The following is a 23,766-nucleotide window of genomic DNA, read 5'->3' on the forward strand; positions in this document are numbered from 1 at the left end:
ACCTCAGCGTCCCTCTGCGTTAAAAAACTCCCCTCTAAACCCTCAAAGAACCCTGCACTTGATACAAAGCCGCATAACGCCCATTCTGTTGCATCAATTCCAGATGAGTACCTTGTTCCACCACCTGCCCATTTTCCAGATAAAGAATCATATCTGCGCGAGTTGCCAGATAAAGATCGTGAGTAATTAAAAAAGTAGTGCGATTTTCCGACAACTGTTGCAGCGCATCAATCACAGCCTTCTCATTACCCTTATCTAACCCCGTAGTCGGTTCATCTAAAATCAGGATAGGAGCTTGACGGATAGCAGCACGAGCGATCGCAATTCTTTGGCGTTGTCCCCCAGAAAGCGTTGCGCCTCTTTCCCCTACAAGGGTGTCGTATCCTTGCGGTAAAGCTTGGATAAAATCATGAGCATTAGCTAAACGAGTCGCATCTTCGATTTCGGCATCAGACACCCCGGCAATCCCGTAGGCAATGTTTTCTCGAATACTAGCAGCGAATAAGAGACTATCTTGCAAAACTACACTAATTTGTGGACGTAATGATGCCAATGTATATTCTCGAATATCCCGCCCATCAATCATTACGCGCCCTGCTGTTGGATCGTAAAGCCGTAATAATAAACTGACTAATGTAGACTTACCACCACCAGAAGTCCCAACGATCGCAACTTGTTGTCCCGGTTGAATGTTTAAGTTAATGTCTTGCAGTAGAACTTGTCCTGATTCGTAAGCAAAGTGAACGTGATCAAAACGCACTGCACCTCGGAAAATCGGCGCAGGGATTGCATCTGACAAATCATAGACATCGGGTTGCTGATTTAATACATCTAAAATGCGCTCACTAGAAGCCGCTGCTTTTGCCAGTCGTCCGGTGTACTTAGCGAAGTTCTGCACTGGCTTAAAGGCATTCTTTAGGTAGGTGAGAAATACCAGCACATCCCCAGGTGTTAACGCATCCCGCAGCGCTAGCCAAGAGCCATACCATAAAACGATCGCTGTTCCTAATGCAATCACAGCATCAACGGTACGTTCTAAGTGAGCCGCCAGCCGTTGAGTTTTGACGCTTTCTTTGAGACTACGCTGATTTTGTTGAGCAAATACTCGTGCAAAAGCGTCTTGCAAGGATAGGGCTTTCACTAATTTAATGGCAGCAATGGACTCAGCCGCCGTCGCCGCCACAGCACCTTCTTGGTGGCGTTGCTTTAATGAGGAATCTTTAATTCGCTGGCTGAGTCGGTTAGTAACTAGCCAAAATAACGGTAGTGTGAATAGTGAAAGTAGGGTCAGGCTAGGATTCATCCAAAACATCACCCCAATCATCCCAAATAGAGTCAGAATGCTGACTACTAGCGGTAATGCTGCCGTAATCATAATTTCTTGGAGACGGCTAGCATCGCTACTGACACGGATAATTAAATCACCGCTACGCGCTCTGGTGTGATATGCCAAAGATAAATTTTGGAGATGGCAATACAAATGATTACGCACTTTTGCCATGACTCGGCTACCAACTGTTGCTAATCCGACGGTACTCCAATAGGCAGCAAGGGCGCGTAAACCTGTAATAAGTAAGACGGCAACGGCTGAGAATGTCAGTAATGTTATCGGTTCTAAACTAGCAATGATCGGAATATTATTTATCTTGTCGCCACGCAGGAGAACATAATCAAAGACAAACTTGAGCGGCCAAGGTTCTAATACGCGTAGTCCGACATCTGCAATTAAAGCGATCGCAGAAATCAAAAGTAGTCCGAACTGTGGACGAATGTCAGGCCAGAAATAAACCAGGATTCCCCACAAACCAGGCACATTTTGAGCTTTTGGCATTTATCGTTTAACCTCCATCGGCAATGGAGATGCTATATGGAGAATTTTTTGAGCGATCGCATCCCAAGTATGATTTGCGATCACCGTTTGCCGCGCCGCCTGTCCTAAAGTATGACGGAGAGTAGGCGATCGCCACAATTTTTCTAAAGCCTCTGCTAAAGCGATCGCATCACCTGGAGGACAAAGAATACCATTCACCTCTGTATCAATTAAGTCTGCCAATTGCCCAATCTGACTCACGACTACAGGCAAACCAGCCGCCATATATTCATATACTTTCAATGGTGAGAAGTAAAAATCGGATTGCGCGGCGTAGGGTGCAACGGCGACATCCATTGCTGCTAATAATTGAGGAACTTCATCAGGATTCACCGCACCTGTAAATTGAGTATGAGCATCTAATCCCCGTGCAGCTAATTCCATTTGCAGATTTTCCCGTTCCGGCCCATCGCCAACAATTAAAAGTTTGGCATTGGGAACACGTTGATACAGTAAACTAAAAGCTTCTGTGAGAATTGGCAATCCATGCCACGGTTTCAAGGTACCGACAAATCCCACTGTAAAGGTTTCTGGTTGAGTTGTAGGACGAAGGGTAGAAAAGCGGTGAGGATTGACACCATTAGGAATGACATGAACTTTGCTACCGTCCACATAATTCATTAAGTAAGTTTTCACTGCATCTGAAACAGCAATCAGTGCTGTAGCAGCTGAAAACACCCGATTTGCGACTTCTTCTGCACTTTGACGATCAATCAAACCCCGATGCTGTGCTTGTTCTGTAATCAGAGGCGAATTTACCTCCAACAAACCCGGAATTCCCATAGCTTGGGCATATTCCATCGCGCTATAACTCCAAAGAGAATAACGCTCATAAATGAAGTCAAAGGGGCCAAATCTTTCCAAATTTAAACGTAAATCAGGATTGATCGCTAAAGCAACTTGCTCTCGCACCGCCCGTTCTAATTTGGGGATAACTGGGAGTTGATGAACAACAACATTAGCTAAATCTGCGGGTAATTCTCCCCCAATCCGAGTAGCAAACAATGTGACTTGGCTACCTTGCTTTTGCAACGCTCGAATCACCTCTTGGACATGAATCGAGCATCCTTTTTGACCAAATACAGGTATACCCGGATCAGCACAAATGTATGCAATTCGCATTTTCACACCTCCTTTACGCTTTTGCGCCTACTTTGCGAGTTCCGCTTGCGGTATGCGTGAGAAATAATTTCCGTAAAATTGCAGTATTACGATGAATATCAAACTCAGACTCAATTAATTGCCTAGCCTGGGTTGACAATTTAACCCGCAAAGCTGAATTAGTCAGAAATTGCCCAAGTGCGATCGCTAATTTATCGGCATCATGTTGTGGCACAATTAACCCAGTCTCGCCATCACGCACCAATTCAGGAATACCCGTTACATCAGTACTTACACAGGGCGTTCCCAAAGCCATAGCTTCCAGTAAAACTGTTGGTAGTCCATCCCGATTACCATCTTTGCCAATAACATAAGGTGCAGCAAACACAGCAGCTTTCTGTACTAATTGAAACACCTCATTTTGTGGACGCGGGCCGACAATTTCCACAATAGATTGCAGTTCTAAATCTATAATTTGCTGACGCAAGGTCAATTCTAAAGAACCAGTACCGACAATTTGACACTGAAACTGATAATTTCTCTGCTTGAGAATGGCACAAGCATCAATCAAAACAGATAGCCCTTTCTTCTCGATTAACCGCCCGACTGAGATAATTAATGGTGGACGTTCAGCCGGAGAAGAATATTGTAATTGTCGCAAATCTAAACCGTTGTAAATGCGCTGAACTTGCTTTGCAGCTAAGTTATATGTGTTGTGCAGATATCTGAGATTATAGTCACTGACAGTTACAACACTAGCCGCATCCTGTAGCTTACGTTGCATATCTTCAAATTCCACGCTTTCATGAAATATGTCTTTAGCATGAGCCGTAAAAGTATAGGGAATGCCTGTAAAGTGAGATGCTAGCCGAGCGACACTAGTAGCCACAGTCCCAAAATGAGCGTGTAAATGAGTAATGCCTTTGACTCGCGCTTCTCGCGCTAACCATGCGGCTTGGTAGACAGTGCTAGCTTGTTCACCTTGAGCGAAAGCCAGTTTTGGCCAAAAGTCAGGGATAACTTTACTTGCTTCTTGTAACTCTGCCCAAAAATAGCTAGCGGCTGTAGGTGCGAGACTATTGAGTGATTCACTAACCCGCCCTTGAATTGGCCTGCGGATATAACTTACAGGCGCACGCACTTGGGAAATAATATTTTGAAAGTGAGTGTCACATAGTGGCCGTAAGGCGAAAATTTCTATATCTAAGCCAGCCGCTTCGTGAGCCAAAATTTCATTGACGACAAAGGTTTCAGAATAGCGAGGATAACGTTTGAGGACATAACCAATACGGATTGACATAATTCGTAGTTCGTAGTTAGTAATTCGTAATTAATGAGGTGAGATTTTTGCCTTTGACAAATGACCAATGACTAATGACTAATGACCAATGACTAATGACAAATATTCATTAACGAATTGGGGAATGCGGGTAAGTCCTTTGAGATCGACGAAATTACGGACTTGTGATGGCTCTACCTCAAGCGTTAGCCAGTTCGTTAATGCAGCAGGTGTCAGTTGATGTGGGTGCAGTACATCGATTAAGCCAAGTGCTTGTAATCGTTTAGCACGGATTGATTGTTCTTGTCGGGGTTTGATGCGGGGTAAAATTAGCGATCGCTTTGCAAATGACAACAATTCACAAGTTGTGTTGTAACCACCCATTGCAATCACACGTTCGGCTTGATTTAGTAACAGCGTCGGCTCGGCTAAATATTCCAACACACGCAGATTGTCACGTTGCGCTGCATAGTTCTGGAGTTTTTGCCGGACTTCTCGCGGCATAAACGGGCCTGTCAAGATGATACCGTTCATCTCTGGTGGTAGTTCAGCGTGAGCAAATGTCTCTGCTAACTGCGCTCCGTCTTGTCCGCCTCCCACTAAGCACAATACCAATCGTTCAGATGGCAAATTGAGCGATTTAAATGCTTGAACGCTGTCTAAATCCAGATATTTCAGGCGGCTGCGTTGGTCAAGATAGCCCGTGTAGCGGAATTTGGCAACAGTTTTTGGCTGGAAGTGATACTCTTTTGCTAGGTCATAGATGTTGCGATCGCCATACACCCAAACCTGATCGTAGTAAGTTTGAATCGCCTCTTCATTAGCTGCTCGCTTCCAATCTCGACGCACAGAAGCGGGTTCATCTAAGATATCTCGTAAACCTAAAATGCAGTGTGTTTTTCCTTGAGTACGCAAGTAATTTAGGGTTGGATCTAGCTCTCTGACCGCTCCTCGCGGTACATTATCCACAATGAAAATATCAGGTTTAAATGTTTTGATGGTGGTAAGAATAACTTGCGATCGCAGTGTAATAATTTCCTGCAATGATAGATCCAATCTTCTGGCGTGATATTGCCCATCAATGCTTTTATGCAAAGCCGGGAGCGTCAAACAGTCTACCCCTGGAGGTGTTGGTACATTGCTGGCATCTTGAATGCCACTAATCATTAAAACATCAGTTTTTAGGGGTGAACATCCTAAAGTTTGAGCAATCAACAAATTACGGCGTTTATGTCCTAGCCCCATTGTGTCGTGGGAATATAAAGCAATACGCCACTTCCGAGTATTGCTAGATAAACTACTATCCTCTGAAGACCCGATACTACCCGATGTTCTTATAATTTCTCCAGAGTGGGGTAACAAGTTGTTCATTTGCACTCCTGACTAATTTTTCCCACAGTATCTAATCCCCTTTTTATCTAGCAATCTGAAATAATTCATTGAGAACACATAGTTCTATACCCAGAGCTAAAGTTTTCATTGATACTGATTTTCTTCCACCCTCTACCTTTCTTTGTTAAAAATTTTGTGTGTCGCTTAACTTGAACTTAACGTAAGTTTAACCAGGGTTTTATGAGAAGACAATGAAGGTTACATGAGAACTTTCTCATGTAACCTTCATCAGATATCAAATATTGCCTATTCGCTTTCAAAAACTATTTTTACTCGTAACTCTAATTAAAAAACGCAGACCTTCATTGACTGCTTCCGAATTGGGAAACATTTTTGCAACATCAGGTTCTAAAAAAACTGTCAATTTTTCAATATTATTAAAATTGTCTTCACAAACTATCACACTATTGTTCGTCAAGCCATGATTTGATTGAGTTTTATTCTGTATTATGCTTGTTTGGGAAGATACAGCATTTAATTTATTAACTAGTGATTCCCAACTACTAACTTTCAAGTTAAAATGAGCTTTTGCATTTCGTAATGTTTTAAACTGTTGCTTCAGAATATCAACAGTATAAGTATGCTTCTGAGATACCTCTTTCTCTGCATTCAGGTCTGACTCAACCATATCAACTACTTCATTAATAAGTCGGTCATGATTTTCGGCAATTTGAGCAGCAGCCCCTAAAATCCGAGAAGTTGCTTTTATCTGTACATCAGTCTCTTGTTTAAGGCGATCGGCAATACTGCGAATTTGATCTCCCAGCCCGACTTTACCTTGTTTTTGTGTAGCTGGAAGTGATTTTTTGTTCATGAGTATACTTGTTTATTCAGAAAGTATGTCTTTAATTGCCAACCAGATGCGTTTAAATTTTTGTACTAAACCTATAGGATTGTTAGTTGTTTCTTCTTCTACCGAATCAACTAGAGATTGAATCCGATCCATACGCTCTGCTACAACGTAAAGACTGTTTACTGCTTCATCCTTACTTTCTAAAGATTCACGCAATAGCACAACCATCTGGGAAATTTCCCGTTTTAATCGTTCATTCTCGGCTTTGCGGCGAGTTTCCCATCCCTTAATACTAGCTTTGGAACGACGCTCATATTTGAGTTCTGCTTTAGTCTCATTGTATAAACTCAAATACATTTCTCGTTCAGAGTTTACTGCTTCATATTTAGTAATAAATTCAGTCGCTCTCGCTTTTTCTTCATTGTAGAGGCAGAGCGTTTGTTGATGACTTTTTTGCTCATCAATATAAAAGTTATAATTTTGAGTTACTCGCTCTTTTAGCTCATTAGCTTCGAGTTGGCAAGTTTGGATCTCTCGTTGGTGAACATGAACTAGCTGCGATATTTTCGCTTTTTCTTCTTTATAAAGGCAGAGCGTCTTTTGATAATTTTCTTGTTCATCAATATAAAAGCGATAATTTTGAGTGACTTGCTCTTTTAGCTCATTCGTTTCGATTTGGTAAGTTTGAATTTCTTGCTGAACATGAACCAGTTGGGATGCAGCTTCCTCATTTTCTTTCGCACGTTGTTGCCATTTATCGCGTTCAGATGCAGCTTCCTCAAGGTTGAGGCGAACAGTCATTAATGAAAGTTTAAGCTCATGATAAGGAGTTGGTTCTTTCTGCTTTGAGCGAGGATTATTAACAGCGTTATCATAATTAGAATCTCTGCGATCGCCTCTCCTCATTGCCATAATTTAAGTTCCTATGTAAGTATAAATATTTAAATATAAGTATTCAGTTTAGCCGAGATGAACTTATTGAAGTGTGATCTTGGTTCTACTGGTAATATGATCTCAATCTGGATTGGATTGTAGATTATACTGCTTTAGGCGGTAGGCGATTTATTGGCAACCCTAAACAACCAACTGTCTCGCTTTACACCTTGATTGAGGGAGAATATCAAGTCAGCCAGTTTCAAGATAACGATGCCTGCGGCGGTAAACAACGCATTATCTCACCTCTTTTCCCCGAATTAAACTTAACCGCCGAACAGATTTTTCAAGCTGGTGGATACCCTGTATAGCCTTGCAGTGCTAGAAAAGAGCGATTTCCGTTACAGACGAAATTTGTTGTCGCAGATTCTTCAGCAAATCTAGAGTCTTTTCGTAGGCAACTTTCTTTCCTTGATGTTCGTAGTACTCAGATGCTTTTTGCAGATCAGCGATCGCAGCTAAATGATATCCTAAGCGATAATGAGCTACTCCCCGATTAACGTAAGCCTGGGCATTACTGGGGTTCAGTCTGATAACTTGGGAAAAATCACGCACTGCACCAAAGTCATCTCCGTTTCGTCCGCAAGCACAAGCCCGGTTAAAGTACGCTCTATAATCGTTAGCATTGAGACGAATTGCTAGATTAAAGTCGAGCATCGCAGCTTGGGTATCTTGCAAGACAAAATGCGCTAAACCTCGGTCATTATAGATATCTGCAAGCAGTAAGGTAGTAATTCGGGGAATTTGAGTTAAAGCTAAATTAAAGTCAAGAATTGCCTCCGAGTCTTTCCCATCACCAGCACGGGCTAGCCCTCGGTTGTAGTAAGCTCGAAAATCGTAGGGTTTAAGTGCAACGGCTCGATTATAATCAACGATGGCACCGGGATAATCCCCTTGTCTGTAGAGTGCCAAACCCCGGTTCAGATAAGCCTCAGAGTTATCTGGTGCAAAATTTATGGCTTGAGTACAATCTGCGATCGCTTGATGGTAATCTTGTAGCTGGAGATAAGCAAGACAGCGATCGCTATAAGCCACAGCAAAATCTTTCTCAAGTTCAATCGCCTGGTTGAAATTCTTTATTGCTTCCTGATAATCACCACGCCGCATCTTATCTACACCCAACTCCAAGAAATCACCCGCTGTAATTTGGGTAATTAAAATGGGTGAAGAATGTGCAGGTAAAGTTAAAAAAGCGAGAGGGAAAGCAACAATTACACTAATCAATAGTCGCCAAAAATTACTCATAATACCAAATTAGGATAAGTAATATTACTTGATATTTTGGGAACAATCTTTTTGCAAAGACTCGTAATCCAAAATTGGTATAAGCATCCCATTTGATAATTCCGGCAGTAGCAAAATTAGCGGGACAAAAAGCCCCGCTAATTATTAATTCTTGAAGTTATACCAATTTGAAAAAAGAATGCGACAAATAGACCATTTGTAGAGACGCGATTCATCGCGTCTTTACCCAAGGATGTGTTGCAATCATTAATTTAATTGGTATTAGATTTTAGTCTACTTCCAGCCACTATCTGCTTGTGAAAGCACATAAGCAGTTACATCTTCAATCTGGTTAGCTTTCAAACGACTGCCGAAAGCAGGCATGGCATTTTTACCTTTTGTAACTTGGGCGATAATCGCCTCTGCTGAGTACATACCATACTTTTCTAAAGCGTCCTTCTTCAGGTTCTTCGGAGCTTGAACCAGATTTTTACCTCCTGCGTGACAAGAGGCACAATTGGCACTAAATACTTTAGCTCCACTAACAGCATCTCCTGCCAAAGCTGGACTACTGAAGGCAAAGGTGAAGATTGCTATGCCTAACAGCATCACTGTAATCATTTTTTTCATTTCGTGTTCTCTCTGCAATAACGGCTTATTCGGTGCAATATCCTCCATAATTGTCAGTTGAGCCGCTGCTATAGTCAAACGACAAGCTGTCAAACTTCGCTTGAAAGTTTTTGGATTTTTAATCTTCGAGGTTTTAGATTTAGGGTTATTAGCACGGAGCGATATCTAACGATAAGGTGCTTCTTTATTTGCAGAAGTATGAATTGATGCTGATAATTAAAATACAAACTTATGTAAGTTTGAATACTTTATAAACAATAAATAACAAAAATTTAAGGATGAAATATTAAAGATAAAAATTGTCCCGATTTATCCTTTATACTTCATCCTTTGTTTTTTATTTTACAGATCCCAACTGAGTAAGCGCATCTTCTGTGACGCGACAAATTCTCCAATCATCTAATATAGATGCTCCCATACTACGGTAAAATGCTTGGGCTGATTCGTTCCAATCCAAGACACTCCACTCTAACCGCCCACAATCACGTTCTACAGCTATCTGGGCTACTTTAGTCAAGAGAGCCTTACCAATACCTTGCCTACGATATTCTGGTAAAACAAATAAATCTTCCAGATAAATTCCTGGCTTAGTCAAAAATGTTGAATAATTATGAAAAAATAGGGCAAAACCAATAGCTTGATCCGCAGATTCTGCTAATATTGCCTCTACATACCTCCGTGAACCAAATAAATGCTCCTTAAGTGCCAGAGCATTGCCAGTGATAGCGTGAGATAATTTTTCATACTCAGCAAGCCCTTCAATTAATTTAAACAGTACGCTGCAATCAGCTGGTTCAGCACAACGCACAATCAAATTGCTACACGAAGTCATTAGTCTATAGTCCATAGTTCATAGTCCATAGTCTATAGGTAACTGTGCAATTTTTTTTGAGTAATGACTAAACGAAAGCCGAAAAAAGGTACAAAACGCCCAGTTTTTGCGAATTGCGAAGCTAATTAAGTCAGGTATTGTATCTCTATCTTCATCAATGTAATTAAATCAACCAACCTTTTAAGCGTTTGGCTATGTGAGGACGCCGCAATTTCCGCATGGCTTTGCTTTGAATTTGGCGCACCCGCTCACGAGAAAGATTGAACATATTGCCAACTTCTTCTAAGGTACAGGGTTCGCTGGTTGTCAAACCATAGCGTAGAGAAATCACATCTTTCTCCCGTGGAGTTAACACGTCACCCAAGACTTCCCAAATCTCCTGACGCATCATGTTTTCATTCATTTTTGCTTCTGGAGACAGGTTGTCTTCATCTTCTAGCAAATCCATCAATTCCGTGTCTTCTTCCTTTCCGACGCGGTGGTTGAGAGAAAGTGCTTGACGCCGTAGTTGTTGTAGTTGGCGTAGTTGCTGCACACTAATTTCCAAAGCTTCTGCCATTTCACCTTCGGTAGGATTACGACAGAGTTTTTGTTTGAGTTCTCGTTGTGCTTTTTTTAGCTTGTTAAGCTTTTCAACAATATGAATAGGTAGCCGAATTGTCCGCGCATCGTTAGCTATAGCCCTAGTAATCGCTTGTCTAATCCACCAATAGGCGTAAGTAGAGAACTTATATCCTTTATCGGGATCAAACTTTTCTGTAGCGCGATTTAAACCCATTGCTCCTTCCTGAATTAAATCCAGAAAAGGCACTCCCCGATTTAGATATCGCTTGGCAATAGATACTACTAATCTCAGGTTTGAGCGAATCATTTTGCGTTTCGCTACTCTACCTTGATACAAGCGACTTTCTAATTGCTTTTCCGTCATTTCTAGCTCGGAAGCTACTTCTAATTTGCTGGGTTCATGTTCCAGTTTTAACTGTAAAGCCGCTTGTATTTCTCTGAATTCTTCTAGAAATCTGACTCGTCGTGCTAACTCTACTTCTTCATCAGGTTTTAGGAGCGGATAACGCGCCATTTCCTTAAAAAACGCGCCGACAGCATCATCATGTTCGGTTTTATTGTATCCCGAAGGACGAGCTGCCGCCATCTCATCCCCCCCGTCGCGCTCCTCTGATTCCAGATTTTCTACTACAATCGGAGATTCTTCTTCTGCTACTGCATTTAAACTATCAAGTGACGGTTCTTCGATATCAGCAGCATTCTCCAATATTTCCATTTTTCCCAATTCAACAATATTCATAGTTTCCTTTAGGGATTGTTGCTTTGTTTGGTACATAATTTAGTTACAGCTACTCGTTTGAGGCTTGGTAGTTTTCCCTAATGGACAATGCACCCGTTTATATAGTGAAATACAGGCTGATGCTAATTTATCTACAGAGATTAGGAGACAAGAAGCAGGAGGCAGGAGGCAGGAATAACCAACCTTTAAAAGTCCGGGACTTAAGCTGTGAACGCTTTGTATCTCGCAGCACTTTCCACTCGATACAATTGTTCTTTTTAAACTGGGTTTTATACCCAGAGCTAAAGCTTTCATTCATAATTCTTTCCTCCTGCCTTATTCTCTATCCCTCCTGCCTTCTCTGATAAAATTGGCATCTACCTAGCATCTATGGTTACGGTTCTATACAACCTATAACGAGACTGGTCTTAGCACCCAACAAAACTTTGTTCTTAGGCTCCCAACAGATATATTCTTCATTTTTTTCCGAATTATCAAATATGTCAAACCCCCTCAAACTTTCTCAACCTTAACAAACATAAAAATCTCAGTTAACCATCCAATTTTCTTAAACTTTCATATATTTTTCTAAATATTTTTAATGTCTTAGGCGTTGGAAGTCACTGGATAAAACAAAAACTTGGTATTAGTGTTATGCATTCCCGATTTCAAGTTACCCAGATAATACAAATTACAATAATGGCAGCTTAATTTCGGGATGTTCTTATTTGTATAAAAGCATCTCATAAGCAGAAAGGGTTGAATATCTATCGATAGGCGGAAAAAGGCTACTCCCTATTTAGTAGATGAGTAACTGTTGCAGCAAGAGCCGACATGTTTTTATTTGTATAGTGGGTACCAAATATTTATTGCACGTCTAGTTGATACGAATTTGTCTAGTAGATTACATAAGAGGAAACTTATCAAGTATTATGAAGGATAACAGTATTGAAAAATACCATTTAAATTTAAGAAAGCAAAAAATTAGAGTTGACTTAGCTAGGTTAATTTAGACCAGGGATGTGAGGAAAATATCTAACTATAAAGTCAGAAACTATGTATATTAATGACGTAAATTTATCTCCTTTAGTGGTGTCTGAACCTAGAGAATCATACCAGTCAGGTGCAACTCTTAATCGGTGGGTTGAAGTACTGGTAGACTGTCCAGGAAGTACAGGACTATTTACTTATCGATTGCCAGCCCAGTTAGAAATCAAACCAGGGGATATTTTAAGCGTGCCGTTTGGGGCACAACAATTAGGAGCGATCGCGATTCGGTTACTGACACAACCAAATGTCGATTTACCACCAGAAAAAATCCGGGAAGTAGAAGATATAGTTAGCGTTGGGTTTTTCCCAAGTGCTTATTGGGAATTACTCAATCGAGTAGCTGCATATTACTATACGCCGTTGATTCAAGTAATCCGGGTTGCCCTACCGCCAGGGTTGCTGGGGCGATCGCAGCGGCGTATTCGCCTTGTGAGAGGCGAGGGGGCAGGGGGAAGTCGTTATTTACTGGCATCTCCTAATCCTTTGGCTTTTCTGACTCCAACTGCGCGGCAAGTTTGGGAACTTTTGCAAGGGCAGGCGGCGGGGGACTATAGTTTTGTCTATCTCCAACAAAAAGTCAAATCTGCTTATCGGGGAATTCGGGAGTTATTGCGATTTGGTTTAGTGGAAAGCTACTTAGAACCGCCACGACTGACTCGACCAAAGTTGCAAAAAGCAGTTACGCTCACAGGTACAATTGATCGAGATTTAACCACTCGCCAACGAGAAATTTTGGAAGTGCTGCGGCGGCGTGGTGGCGAGTTGTGGCTAAATGAATTCTTACAGATTTGTAAAACAACTACTCCTACCCTGAAAGGGCTGGAGGAAAAAGGCTACATCGTCATCGAAGAACGGGAAGTATTGCGAACAGAACAGGGGCCAGATTTAGTAGGCGATAGTGCTAAATCCTTAACTACTGCCCAAGCTAGCGCCTTAGAAACAATTCAGACATTAAATGGATTTGCTCAAGTTTTATTGCATGGGGTGACAGGTTCAGGAAAAACCGAAGTATATTTGCAAGCGATCGCACCTCTCCTCAACCAAGGCAAATCTGCCCTGGTTTTAGTCCCAGAAATTGGACTTACACCCCAGCTAACCGATCGTTTTCGCGCTCGTTTCGGAAATAAAGTCAGCGTCTATCACAGCGCCCTCTCAGACGGTGAACGTTACGACACTTGGCGGCTTATGCTCGCTGGAGAACCCCAAGTTGTGATTGGTACTCGTAGCGCCGTTTTTGCCCCTTTGCCCAACTTGGGTTTAATTATTTTAGATGAAGAACACGACAGCAGCTTTAAACAAGACTCCCCCATACCCACCTACCACGCCCGCACCGTCGCCCAATGGCGAGCCGAATTAGAAAATTGCCCCCTAGTGTTGGGTTCCGCAACGCCTTCGTTGGAAAGTTGGGTAAGCGTGAGGAGGCAGGAGAGTGGGGGGGCAGGGGAGGCAGGGGAGGCAGGGGAGGCAGGGGAGGCAGGAGGAGAATTCATAACTCCTAACTCCTCACTCCTCACTCAGCACTCAGCACTCAGCACTCAGCACTCATTCAGCACTCACTACTTAAGTTTGCCTGAGCGCATCAACTCCCGCCCTTTACCGCCGGTGGAAATAGTTGATATGCGGCAAGAATTGCAGCAGGGAAATCGTTCTATATTTAGTAGATCGCTGCAAGCAGCTTTGCAAGAGTTGCAAGAAAAAAAACAACAGGGAATTTTATTTATTCATCGCCGGGGACACAGTACTTTTGTCTCTTGCCGCAGTTGTGGATATGTTTTGGAATGTCCGCACTGTGATGTGTCGCTGGCGTATCACCACACCGAAGAAAAAGCGCCGGAATTATTGCGGTGTCATTACTGTAACTATGCGCGATCGCATCCTAAATTTTGCCCTGATTGTAGTTCCCCTTACCTGAAATTTTTCGGTAGCGGTACTCAACGAGTCACCCAGGAACTAGCGCGACAGTTCCCAGAGTTGCGCTTGATTCGTTTTGATAGCGATACCACCCGCAACAAAGGCTCACACCGGACTCTACTCACCAAGTTTGCCAACGGCGAAGCGGATTTATTAGTCGGTACGCAAATGCTTACCAAAGGTTTGGATTTACCACAGGTGACACTTGTGGGCGTTGTCGCCGCCGATGGATTGCTAAATTTATCAGATTATCGCGCCAGTGAACGAGCATTTCAAACCTTGACTCAAGTCGCTGGACGTGCTGGTAGAGGCGAAGATCCGGGTAGAGTAATTGTGCAGACTTATACTACAGAACATCAGGTAATTGCAGCAGTGCGATCGCACGATTATCAATCTTTCTCTGAAGCTGAATTAGAACAACGCCAAGCACTCAATTATCCGCCTTATGGGCGGTTAATTTTGTTGCGCTTAAGTAGTCTCGACCCGATTCAAGTGCAAAATACAGCGCAAATTATTGCCACAGCCTTGAGTACAGAAGAAGAATTCGAGATATTAGGCCCAGCACCAGCGAGTATTTTACGGGTAGCTAATCGTTATCGTTGGCAAATATTGATTAAATTTGACCCCGATGCCTTACCAAAGTTGCCAGATTGGGAAGAAGTGCGATCGCTTTGTCCTTCGTCTGTGAGTTTAACTATTGATGTAGACCCGATTAATATTATGTAACCCGCATTTCTCACAAGCTTGAGAGAAGGGGCAGAGGGGCAGAGGAGCAGAGGGGCAGAGGGGAAAGAACTTGTACAATAACTCTCCTCTGCTCCCCTGCTCAAGAGCACAAGCACAGGCTTTGAGCATCGGTGAGAAATCCGGGTGTAACTACATCGGTAAGGTGAGAGTGAACGCCGTTTGACCAGAAGGTTTTAAATCAAGGGTGAGATCGCCACCATCTGCGCGGGCAATTTCACGGGCTAGGCTTAGTCCAAATCCAGGCGATCGCAATCAACGCCCACCCAAACCTGATTTTGCAGCCGCAGCCGCAAAACTTGGTGTCACTGAACAAAAATTAATCGATGCACTAGGCGTTCCACCTCATCCTCCTGGCGATCGCGGAGCCTCTCATCACGAAAATCGTCCTAATCAACCAGAATAGCTGAACATTATGTAGATTAAGGAGAAATTCAATTATCCATTAATCGCATAACAATTTGATAACAGAATGCGACGACCATTTGTAGAGACGCGATTCATCGCGTCTTGCACTTACAGCAGAATCCAGGAATCATTCAATTTTGGATTTTAGTCAATGAATATATAACACCTAATCTCTTCCTCACGAGGGAATAAAAAAGTAAGCTTTTGTGGTATTAAAAATTAAAAGTATGTTTTTGCGTTGCTTCTCTCTATGTTCTTAGAGGAGAAGCTAGTTACGAGAAATCTGTAGAACTGTTGTTAAAAAAGAAAAATTGTTTGACTGTCTTGCCAAAAAACCGTAACACCTGATGAGAGAATAAGACACCATAACAAAGCGATCGCAATTTGATTGTTACCAAGCCCATTAATCAGACCTGATTTTTTGAGGTCAAAGAGAAAAAAGCCTTATTGGGCACAAAGTAAAAAGTTAGTGCTTTAAAATACTCTTGAAAGCCAGTCTTTATTGAATAAGTTTTGTGTAGAATTTGTTGGTGAGGTTATTTACCTGATTTTCAATTGCAGCAACCCAGGTTTCATTTATGAGTCAGTCTTTTTCTCAAAACCAAGCAAGACGAAATCGTAAACAAAGACTGTGGCAACAAAAGTGGAGTTTAAAGACTAAAGCGATTGTTTGGGCACTAAGCATCAGTGTCCTTCCTGTGGTTGCAATTGGAACAGCTACTTACTACGGCATTAATTTAATTACCAAACAAATTCCCGAAATAAAACAAGAGAGTGTCAAAAGTTCAACAGAAACAAAACTTGCTCTACAGAGACAATTATCACTCCTGTTAACTGGTACGGGAGTAACAGCAATTTTGGCAGGTGCGATCGCTGTTTTGGTGACGAATCGAGTTATGAGTCGAGTCAGCAAGGCAGCTGCAATTTCTAATACCATCAAAACAAAGCTACGTCCAAATAGTGAGTTTACTGAAGTTTTCATCGCTAGCCAAGATGAATTAGTGATGTTAGAGAGAAACATCACCTTATTCACAGACCTGCTTTCGGTTTTGGTACAAGAGAAAGAAGCCGAAGCTGATTACTCCCAGCTATTGATAAAAATTACCCGCTGGATTCGAGAATCATTTAATGAAGAAGATGTTCTCAAAACTACCTCAGAAGAAATTCGCAGAGCTTTAAGCATTGATCGCGTAACCATCTTTTGCTTCAACTCCAACTTTAATGGAACCTTTATCAGCGAATCAGTAGCACCTGGTTTACCGAAAATATTAGGGGTTACAGTCTCAGATCCTGGGTTAGAGGCAGGGTATATAGGAAAATACCAGAGTGGTAGCATCCATGCTATTGATGACATCCATAAAGGCGATCTCAGTGATAGTGATATTGACTTGCTGGAACAATTTGCGGTTAAATCTCATTTAGTAGCACCCATTCTCAAAGGCAAACAGCTATTTGGTTTATTGATTGCACATCAGTGTTCTAGACTTCGCTTTTGGCAGCAGTCTGAAATTGATTTGTTCGCTCAGATAGCCATGCAAGTAGGATTTGCCCTTGACTACACCAAGCTTCTAGAACAGGTAGATACCAAAGCAGATAAAGCTCAGTTATTCATAGAAATTACCCGCAGCATTCGCCAATCCCTCAACGAAGAGGATGTCCTCAAAACTACTGTGGAAGAGGTTCGTAAAGTATTGAGTACTGATCGAGTGCTGGTTTATAGCCTTAACACTGATTTGTCTGGAATTATTATTGCCGAATCAGTGGTTCCAGGTTATCCCAAAGTTTTGCGGTCTGAAATCCAAGACGTATGTTTTGGTCAGGGTTATGTAGAAAAGTATCAGTCTGGCCGCATTGTAGCCACAAACAACATTTATGAGTCCGGTTTGGCTGATTGTCATATTAGCTTGCTCGAATCCTTTGCTGTCAAAGCAAATTTGGTCGCCCCCATTCTCAAAGATGAACAGCTATTTGGCTTGTTAATTGCACATCAATGCTCCAGACCCCGTGATTGGCAACAGCCTGAGATTGATTTATTTGCCCAGATAGCAATGCAAGTAGGATTTGCTCTTGACCACGCCAGGTTGTTGCAACGAATCGAGGCTGAAGGTGTGCAAAGTCGGTTACTGGCAGATACTATCGGCAGCATTCGCCAATCGCTCAATGAAGAGGATGTCCTCAAAATCACCGTAGACGAGGTTCGTAAGGTACTGAGTACTGACCGAGTGATGGTTTATAGCTTTAATGCTAATTGGTCTGGAACTGTGATTGCCGAATCAGTCGTCCTCACCTACCCAAAAGTTTTGCGAGCTGAAATCCAAGACCCATGTTTTGGTCAAGGCTATGTAGAAGAGTATCAGTCTGGTCGAGTTCTCGCAATCAACAACATTTATGCAGCTGGTTTGGCTGATTGTCACATTAGCTTACTCGAATCCTTTGCTGTCAAAGCAAATTTAGTTGCCCCCATTCTTAAAGATGAGCAGCTATTTGGCTTGTTAGTTGCACATCAATGCTCCAGACCTCGTGATTGGCAACAATCTGAGATTGATTTATTTGGCCAAATAGCCATGCAAGTGGGATTTGCTCTAGATCATGCAAGACTCCTGCAAAGAATCGAAGCCGAAAGGATGCGAAGTCAGTTGCTAGTGGATATTATCCGCAAGATTCGCCAATCGCTTAACGAAGAGGATATCATCAAAACCACTGTGGAAGAGGTTCGCAAAGCACTGAGTACTGACAGAGTGCTGGTTTATAGTTTTTACGCTAATTGGTTCGGAATTATCATTGCCGAATCAGTGGTTTCAGGTTATCCCAAAGTTTTGCGGTCTAAAATCCACGATCCCTGTTTTACTCAAGGCTATGTAGAAAAGTACCAGTCTGGTCGCGTGGTCGCAATCAACAACATTTATGAGTCTGATTTGCTTGATTGTCACATTAACTTACTCGAATCCTTTGCTGTCAAAGCAAATTTAGTAGCACCCATTATTAAAGATGAGCAGCTATTTGGCTTGTTAATTGCACATCAGTGTTCTGAACCCCGTGATTGGCAACAGCCTGAGATTGATTTATTTGCCCAGATAGCGATGCAAGTAGGATTCACTCTCGATCATGCTAGGCTCCTACAAGCCTATCAAGCTGCCGAAGCTAACTCTGATGAATAGCTATTGCATGCCGCAGATCCCCGACTTTTACGAAGTCGGGGATATTTTTCTCACGAATGAGCAAGTAATAACAAACTATGTATTTTCACGTTAAACTTAGTGTCACTTTTGACGAAGAAGCTGCTAGAGCGATCGCTAGCGGCAAAATCCGATGTTCCTGAATTTGAATCCTGGCGTGGAGTGTTTCTGCTGTATCATCCGGCAATACTGGTACTGCGGCTTGCATCAATATTGGGCCACTGTCCATTTCTAAACAAGCTATATGCGCTGTACAGCCAGTGATTTTTACCCCAGATGCCAAAGCTTGTTCTACAGCATGGATTCCCTTGAAACTAGGTAACAAACTAGGATGGATATTAATAATTTTGTCAGGAAAGGCATCCATGAAAACTGACGTTAATAATCGCATCCAACCAGCCAAAATCACCCATTCCACATCGTAGCGCCGCAATGTCTGCACAATTTGATCATCAAATTCTTCTCGGCTTTCATAGTTGCGGTGATTTAATAAAACAGCTTCTACACCTCTATTAGCTGCTCTTACGGCTGCTTTCGCCGAGGGGTTATTGTAAATTAAAACTTGAATTTGGGCATTTAGCTGTCCATCTTGGATAGCTTGAGCAACTACATCAAAATTGCTGCCATTCCCAGAAGCCATAATTCCCAATTTTAAAGGGGCGACTTGTTGGCAAACATCGCTAATGCTAGGAGAAACCAAGCTAAGGGTAGAATCAGGGCGGAGGGTCATAACAGCTAAGAAGGAAAATTATAGATGCCAAAAAAATATACTAAATCGTGGTTGGATAATGATACAGTAGCCGCCTAGATTTTTATGACATAAATAGGTAGAATTTGATTCTTTGATGAAGTTAGAGAGACGCGATAAATCGCCGTCTCTACAGGAAATTTATCTGTAAATTAGTTCTTGACAGACTACTAGTCCGGTTGATAAAGATGATATTCTAAAACTTGGTATTAAGGAAACAAGACAGAGATTAAAGCCGCATCGAATTTGATCGCAGCATAGGTGAGTTAAATGGCAAAGGTAGCGTTGCTGATTGGGGTCAGTGAGTATGAACCAGGGCTGAACCCTTTGCCCAGTGCAGTTAGAGATGTGGAAGCAGTGTATAGTGTACTGCTGCATCCAGAGATGGGCGGATTTGCTACGTCAGATATTACCCTGCTAAAAAATCCTGAGCGACAAGTTGTAGAAATTGCGATCGAAACGCTATTCTCTGGACGGCACAAAGATGATTTGCTGTTGCTGTACTTTTCAGGACACGGCATCAAAGACGATCGCGGCAGGCTGTATCTGGCAACTCGCAACACCAGTAAGACGCCGCAGGGCGAATTGATTCGCTCAACAACAGTGTCTGCTAATTTTATTCATGATCGCATGAGCGAAAGCCGCTCCCGTCGGCAAGTGGTGATCCTAGATAGCTGCTTTAGTGGCGCGTTTGCCGAAGGGATGTCCGCCAAAGATGACGGCATGATTGACATCCGGGAGCAGTTAGGCGGTGAAGGACGAGCTGTATTGACTTCTTCTACTTCGACTCAATATTCCTTTGAGCAAGAGGGGCAAGATTTATCGATTTACACTCGTTTTTTGATTGAAGGTATCAAGTCAGGTGAAGCCGATCGCGATCAAGATGAGTTTATCTCTATCGATGAACTCCATGAATACGCCAGTCAGAAGGTGCAAGAACTTCAACCTGCAATGAAGCCGGAAATCTATGCAATTCGAGAAGGCTTTAAAATTCGACTGGCAAAGGTAGCTCCGGGTGATCCCAGACAGCGATACCGTAAAGAGGTAGCGCGATTTATTCATCGTGGCGAAATTTCTCTTGTTGGTCGTCGCACATTAGATTATCAGAGGACTCGCTTAGGATTGGAGACAACTGAGGCGAAGGCGATCGAAGATGAGGTGTTGGAACCGTACCGCAACGAGTTCCGCGAAAAGCTCCAGCAGTATCAGCAGGTGTTTACTGAACTACTGGAGCGAGATGAGAGAATTACCGATAGCGATCGCCACGATCTGCAAAATCTCCAGCAAATTTTGGGGCTGCGGAATGAGGACACGATGCCGATTGAGGCACAAGTGACTGCACGGTTTAAGACGCATCAGCAAAACCTGCAAATCTATCACCAAGCCTTTACAACGGCACTGCGGCAAGAGTTTCCTCTGAGTACGGCAAGCCGCGATCGCTTACGGCAAACCCAGCAGCAATTAGAACTTACGAATGGAGATGTTGCCACGATAGAATCTCAGATTACGGCTGATGTAAAGGCATATCACCAGAAACTCCAGGACTACCAACGGCTGTTTTTTACTGCCACGCAGCAGGAATATCCTCTCAGCGAGGCAACCCGTAATAACTTACGCCAACAGCAGCAGCGTTTGGGACTGACTGATGTAGATGTTGCACCAATTGAAGCGCAAATCACAACGCAGATTGAAAGCTATCATCAAAAACTCCAGCAGTACGAGCAGGCATTTGTGAAGGCAACGCAGCGCCAGCATTATCCAGACGAGGTGACGCAGAAGCAGTTACAGCAAACCTGGCAGACATTGGGGTTGAGTGAAGGGGATGTGGGTGCGATCGAGAAGCGGATTAATGCCCAGATTGAAACCCATCAAGCAAACTTGTGGCAATATGAGCAGGAATTTACAGAGGCTATTCAGCAAGAATATCCGCTCAGTGCTTTCAAACGCTCTCAACTAACGCAACGTCATCAAGCATTGAATCTGACTGTTGAGAATGTGACTGCAATTGAAAATCCAATTATTGCTGCGATCAAAGAACATCGGCAAAAGCTGCAACAGTATGAAGAGGTGTTTAGAGAGTCAATGCAGTTTGAATATCCTCTTAGTGATGCTACTCGTGAAGAACTTCAGCGCTTTCAGCAAATTTTAGAACTAAATGATGCGGAAACATCTACGATCGAAACAATTATTATCCAATCATCTTCAGAAGCAGAAGACCGGAAACATCAAGAGAGAATTAGACAGCAACAAGAGACAGAACAACAAGAAGCTGTACGACTAAAGCAGCAGGAGGCAGAGAAACAACGGCAGCCAGAGGAAGCAGAAAAACAACAAAAATTACAGCAGTATATTCAGCAGCCAAGCCGTACTCAACTGACTCAACCGACTCAAGAGCGAACCACTCAACCAACTCAAGAGCGAATAACCCGACAAAAGTTTTTGAAGTGGGCTGGCTTTGGAAGCGTAGGTTTAGTGACAGCAGTAGCAGGTGGTGAAATTTTTAAACGTCAATCACCCAAATATATTCCCGTTAAGTTTGAAACCATTAAGTTTGAAACGCTAACGGTAGATAAAAATGGACAGGTAATTAAACGAGAGCCTAACAAGCAAGCTAAGTTCTTTAAGGAGGACTTAGGCAATGGCATAACTTTAGATATGGTTGAGATTCCTGCTGGTTCATTTAAGATGGGTTCACCACCCAGTGAAAATGGTCGAGGTAAAAGTGAAGACCCACAGCATGCTGTGAATGTCCCTGCTTTTTTTATCGGCAAGTTTGAAGTGACTCAGGAACAGTACCAGCAAATAATGGGTAGCAATCCGTCCAACTTCAAAGGAGCAAAACGTCCTGTAGAGAAAGTGTCCTGGAATGATGCAATAGACTTTTGCAAAAAGCTGAGTCAAAAGACTGGGCGTAAATATCGCCTACCTAGTGAAGCAGAGTGGGAATACGCCTGTCGTGCAGGAACAACGACACCATTTCACTTCGGCGAGACGATTACAACTGAGTTAGCTAACTATGATGGGGATTACACCTACGCTTCTGCACCAAAAGGAAAAAATCGTCAACAAACAACAGAAGTAGGAAGTTTTCCACCCAATGCCTTTGGATTATACGATATGCACGGTAATGTCTGGGAGTGGTGTCAAGATAATTGGCATGACAGCTATAAAGGAGCGCCTAGAGATGGAAGTGCATGGGTAAATAATGATAATCAATTTCAAGTACTGCGGGGCGGTTCCTGGATCGACTATCTTAACTTCTGCCGTTCCGCGTCCCGCAACTACAACTATAGGGCGGAGCGCGTCGGCATCAACCTCTATGTTGGTTTTCGTGTTGTCTGCGTGGTTGGAAGAAGTGCTCGGTAGCCCTTTATACTCTAGCTCTTTAGCCCTCTACCCTTCTTTCATTTACCCTTTTTGAGTGTAGCGGAGCGGAACGATCTAATTTTAAAAAAAACAGAGTGAAGCAAATTACGATTAGGGGCTACTGTGCCAATCCGAATCCGGGTTTTTTGTATGAATCGGAATTTTATGACCCCCCGCAGCGCAAAAACACTGTCGCACCTAATAGGGTTCGGTTAAGACGCGATAAATCGCGTCTTTGCGAGATATAGGTATGTCATCAAAAAACCTGATCCAAACCGTATTGCGATCGCACCTGCTGATCTACGAGATTAAGCTAGAATATTAGTAGGAATTATTTTTGCTACTAATTGGTAGGAAGATGAATGTAGAAAAACTCTCTATTTCCTTGCCACCGTATTTAGTGGAGTTTGTCGAAAACTACAAGCGCAATAAAGGCTGTAAATCTCGTTCTCAAGTAATTGAAGAAGCATTAGAATTGCTGCGAAACCGAGAATTAGAGGTAGCTTACCGAGAAGCGTCTGCTGAAGTTGATAACGATTGGGATGTGACAATAGCAGATGGTTTAACAGATGAAACGTGGTGATATTTATTACGCAAATCATAGTCCGGTAAAGGGTTTAGAAATGGGTAAACGTCGTCCAGTACTAATTGTCAGTAATGATATAAGTAATAATGCTGCTACCACTGTGACAATTTTACCGCTTACTTCTAATATTAACCGTGTTTATCCCTTTGAAGTTCTGCTTAATTCAGAGATTAGTGGTCTAACCAAGCCTTCTAAAGTACAGGCGCAGCAAGTACGAACAATTTCTAAGCAACGAATTACTGGTGAAGTATTAGGTAGTTTAAACGAAGAGATGATGGTACTAATTGATGCGGCATTAAAGTTGCATTTGGGATTGGTTTGAGTTTGCAGAAAAATAGCGATGTTTAAGTAAAGACTCTAACTAGTGGTATATCGCATTAATTTTCCTGGGCTACGAGATCCCCGACTTCTTGAAGAAGTCGGGGATCTGACCACCGCTAA

17 protein-coding genes and 1 pseudogene are annotated in these 23,766 nt (G+C 42.6%); 7 read left to right on the plus strand and 11 right to left on the minus strand.

Going from position 1 to position 23,766, the window contains the following annotated elements; genetic code table 11:
- Positions 1 to 34: 34 nt before the first annotated feature.
- From ABF638_RS19010 to ABF638_RS19035, 6 genes are all read right to left on the minus strand, one after another.
- Positions 35 to 1,831: an ABC transporter ATP-binding protein gene (locus ABF638_RS19010; protein ID WP_435024570.1), complete on the minus strand. Its 1,797-nt coding sequence runs from the start codon at positions 1,829 to 1,831 to the stop codon at positions 35 to 37.
- The gene (locus ABF638_RS19015; RefSeq protein WP_435024571.1) at positions 1,832 to 2,992 is read right to left on the minus strand and encodes a glycosyltransferase family 4 protein; all 1,161 of its coding nucleotides are present in this window, start codon (positions 2,990 to 2,992) and stop codon (positions 1,832 to 1,834) included.
- Positions 2,993 to 3,005: 13 nt separating this feature from the next.
- Positions 3,006 to 4,271, minus strand: coding sequence for a glycosyltransferase (locus ABF638_RS19020; RefSeq protein WP_435024572.1), 1,266 nt, complete (start codon positions 4,269 to 4,271; stop codon positions 3,006 to 3,008).
- Between the two features lie 78 nt (positions 4,272 to 4,349).
- The gene (locus ABF638_RS19025; RefSeq protein ID WP_435024573.1) at positions 4,350 to 5,621 is read right to left on the minus strand and encodes a glycosyltransferase family protein; all 1,272 of its coding nucleotides are present in this window, start codon (positions 5,619 to 5,621) and stop codon (positions 4,350 to 4,352) included.
- 277 nt (positions 5,622 to 5,898) lie between these two features.
- On the minus strand, positions 5,899 to 6,456 hold the full coding sequence (locus tag ABF638_RS19030; protein ID WP_435024574.1) for a hypothetical protein: 558 nt from the start codon (positions 6,454 to 6,456) through the stop codon (positions 5,899 to 5,901).
- Between the two features lie 12 nt (positions 6,457 to 6,468).
- Positions 6,469 to 7,347 (minus strand): hypothetical protein, encoded by an 879-nt coding sequence (locus tag ABF638_RS19035; protein WP_435024575.1) that lies wholly within the window; start codon positions 7,345 to 7,347, stop codon positions 6,469 to 6,471.
- Positions 7,348 to 7,460: 113 nt separating this feature from the next.
- Here ABF638_RS19035 and ABF638_RS19040 point away from each other — a divergent pair.
- Positions 7,461 to 7,679 (plus strand): annotated as a pseudogene (locus ABF638_RS19040) (Uma2 family endonuclease); the annotation flags it as partial.
- A gap of 10 nt (positions 7,680 to 7,689) precedes the next feature.
- Here ABF638_RS19040 and ABF638_RS19045 read toward each other — a convergent pair.
- The 4 genes from ABF638_RS19045 to ABF638_RS19060 all read right to left on the minus strand — a co-directional run bounded on the left by ABF638_RS19045 (position 7,690) and on the right by ABF638_RS19060 (position 11,393).
- On the minus strand, positions 7,690 to 8,613 hold the full coding sequence (locus tag ABF638_RS19045; protein WP_435024576.1) for a tetratricopeptide repeat protein: 924 nt from the start codon (positions 8,611 to 8,613) through the stop codon (positions 7,690 to 7,692).
- 273 nt (positions 8,614 to 8,886) lie between these two features.
- Entirely contained in the window at positions 8,887 to 9,222 is a 336-nt protein-coding gene (gene petJ, locus ABF638_RS19050) for a cytochrome c6 PetJ (protein WP_435024587.1), read from the minus strand.
- Positions 9,223 to 9,559: 337 nt separating this feature from the next.
- Positions 9,560 to 10,054 carry a GNAT family N-acetyltransferase gene (locus ABF638_RS19055; protein ID WP_435024577.1) on the minus strand — a complete coding sequence of 165 codons (495 nt, stop codon included), beginning with the start codon at positions 10,052 to 10,054 and terminating at the stop codon, positions 9,560 to 9,562.
- Between the two features lie 163 nt (positions 10,055 to 10,217).
- Entirely contained in the window at positions 10,218 to 11,393 is a 1,176-nt protein-coding gene (locus ABF638_RS19060) for an RpoD/SigA family RNA polymerase sigma factor (protein WP_435024578.1), read from the minus strand.
- A gap of 999 nt (positions 11,394 to 12,392) precedes the next feature.
- Here ABF638_RS19060 and priA point away from each other — a divergent pair.
- The 3 genes from priA to ABF638_RS19075 all read left to right on the plus strand — a co-directional run bounded on the left by priA (position 12,393) and on the right by ABF638_RS19075 (position 18,607).
- Positions 12,393 to 15,023: a primosomal protein N' gene (gene priA, locus ABF638_RS19065; protein ID WP_435024579.1), complete on the plus strand. Its 2,631-nt coding sequence runs from the start codon at positions 12,393 to 12,395 to the stop codon at positions 15,021 to 15,023.
- Between the two features lie 205 nt (positions 15,024 to 15,228).
- On the plus strand, positions 15,229 to 15,447 hold the full coding sequence (locus tag ABF638_RS19070; RefSeq protein WP_435024580.1) for a hypothetical protein: 219 nt from the start codon (positions 15,229 to 15,231) through the stop codon (positions 15,445 to 15,447).
- Positions 15,448 to 16,027: 580 nt separating this feature from the next.
- Positions 16,028 to 18,607, plus strand: a complete 2,580-nt coding sequence (locus ABF638_RS19075) for a GAF domain-containing protein (RefSeq protein WP_435024581.1) — start codon at positions 16,028 to 16,030, stop codon at positions 18,605 to 18,607.
- Between the two features lie 85 nt (positions 18,608 to 18,692).
- Here the strand turns inward: ABF638_RS19075 and purN are convergent, their stop codons facing one another.
- A complete protein-coding gene (gene purN, locus ABF638_RS19080) occupies positions 18,693 to 19,355 on the minus strand; it encodes a phosphoribosylglycinamide formyltransferase (RefSeq protein ID WP_435024582.1) in 663 nt (220 codons plus the stop codon).
- 288 nt (positions 19,356 to 19,643) lie between these two features.
- On the opposite strand from purN, the gene ABF638_RS19085 reads away from it, so the two are divergent.
- From ABF638_RS19085 to ABF638_RS19095, 3 genes are all read left to right on the plus strand, one after another.
- Entirely contained in the window at positions 19,644 to 22,739 is a 3,096-nt protein-coding gene (locus ABF638_RS19085) for a caspase, EACC1-associated type (protein ID WP_435024583.1), read from the plus strand.
- Positions 22,740 to 23,097: 358 nt separating this feature from the next.
- Positions 23,098 to 23,322: a ribbon-helix-helix domain-containing protein gene (locus ABF638_RS19090; RefSeq protein ID WP_435024584.1), complete on the plus strand. Its 225-nt coding sequence runs from the start codon at positions 23,098 to 23,100 to the stop codon at positions 23,320 to 23,322.
- Positions 23,309 to 23,647, plus strand: a complete 339-nt coding sequence (locus tag ABF638_RS19095) for a type II toxin-antitoxin system PemK/MazF family toxin (protein WP_435024585.1) — start codon at positions 23,309 to 23,311, stop codon at positions 23,645 to 23,647. Before ABF638_RS19090 ends, ABF638_RS19095 begins: the two co-directional genes overlap by 14 nt.
- Positions 23,648 to 23,766 lie beyond the last annotated feature (119 nt).

Origin of the sequence: Nostoc sp. CALU 1950 (assembly GCF_051172895.1) — a bacterium.
Taxonomy (GTDB): Bacteria; Cyanobacteriota; Cyanobacteriia; order Cyanobacteriales; family Nostocaceae; genus Nostoc; species Nostoc edaphicum_A.

What these genes read in the sequence shown, in the direction of transcription:
- ABF638_RS19020 (WP_435024572.1), bottom strand. Translation starts at nt 4,271, where the DNA reads ATGTCAATCCGTATTGGTTATGTCCTCAAACGTTATCCTCGCTATTCT.
- ABF638_RS19045 (WP_435024576.1), bottom strand. Translation starts at nt 8,613, where the DNA reads ATGAGTAATTTTTGGCGACTATTGATTAGTGTAATTGTTGCTTTCCCT.
- ABF638_RS19030 (WP_435024574.1), bottom strand. Translation starts at nt 6,456, where the DNA reads ATGAACAAAAAATCACTTCCAGCTACACAAAAACAAGGTAAAGTCGGG.
- petJ (WP_435024587.1), bottom strand. Translation starts at nt 9,222, where the DNA reads ATGAAAAAAATGATTACAGTGATGCTGTTAGGCATAGCAATCTTCACC.
- ABF638_RS19010 (WP_435024570.1), bottom strand. Translation starts at nt 1,831, where the DNA reads ATGCCAAAAGCTCAAAATGTGCCTGGTTTGTGGGGAATCCTGGTTTAT.
- ABF638_RS19015 (WP_435024571.1), bottom strand. Translation starts at nt 2,992, where the DNA reads ATGCGAATTGCATACATTTGTGCTGATCCGGGTATACCTGTATTTGGT.
- priA (WP_435024579.1), top strand. Translation starts at nt 12,393, where the DNA reads ATGTATATTAATGACGTAAATTTATCTCCTTTAGTGGTGTCTGAACCT.
- ABF638_RS19035 (WP_435024575.1), bottom strand. Translation starts at nt 7,347, where the DNA reads ATGGCAATGAGGAGAGGCGATCGCAGAGATTCTAATTATGATAACGCT.
- ABF638_RS19085 (WP_435024583.1), top strand. Translation starts at nt 19,644, where the DNA reads ATGGCAAAGGTAGCGTTGCTGATTGGGGTCAGTGAGTATGAACCAGGG.
- ABF638_RS19090 (WP_435024584.1), top strand. Translation starts at nt 23,098, where the DNA reads ATGAATGTAGAAAAACTCTCTATTTCCTTGCCACCGTATTTAGTGGAG.
- ABF638_RS19060 (WP_435024578.1), bottom strand. Translation starts at nt 11,393, where the DNA reads ATGTACCAAACAAAGCAACAATCCCTAAAGGAAACTATGAATATTGTT.
- ABF638_RS19075 (WP_435024581.1), top strand. Translation starts at nt 16,028, where the DNA reads ATGAGTCAGTCTTTTTCTCAAAACCAAGCAAGACGAAATCGTAAACAA.
- ABF638_RS19055 (WP_435024577.1), bottom strand. Translation starts at nt 10,054, where the DNA reads ATGACTTCGTGTAGCAATTTGATTGTGCGTTGTGCTGAACCAGCTGAT.
- purN (WP_435024582.1), bottom strand. Translation starts at nt 19,355, where the DNA reads ATGACCCTCCGCCCTGATTCTACCCTTAGCTTGGTTTCTCCTAGCATT.
- ABF638_RS19025 (WP_435024573.1), bottom strand. Translation starts at nt 5,621, where the DNA reads ATGAACAACTTGTTACCCCACTCTGGAGAAATTATAAGAACATCGGGT.
- ABF638_RS19095 (WP_435024585.1), top strand. Translation starts at nt 23,309, where the DNA reads ATGAAACGTGGTGATATTTATTACGCAAATCATAGTCCGGTAAAGGGT.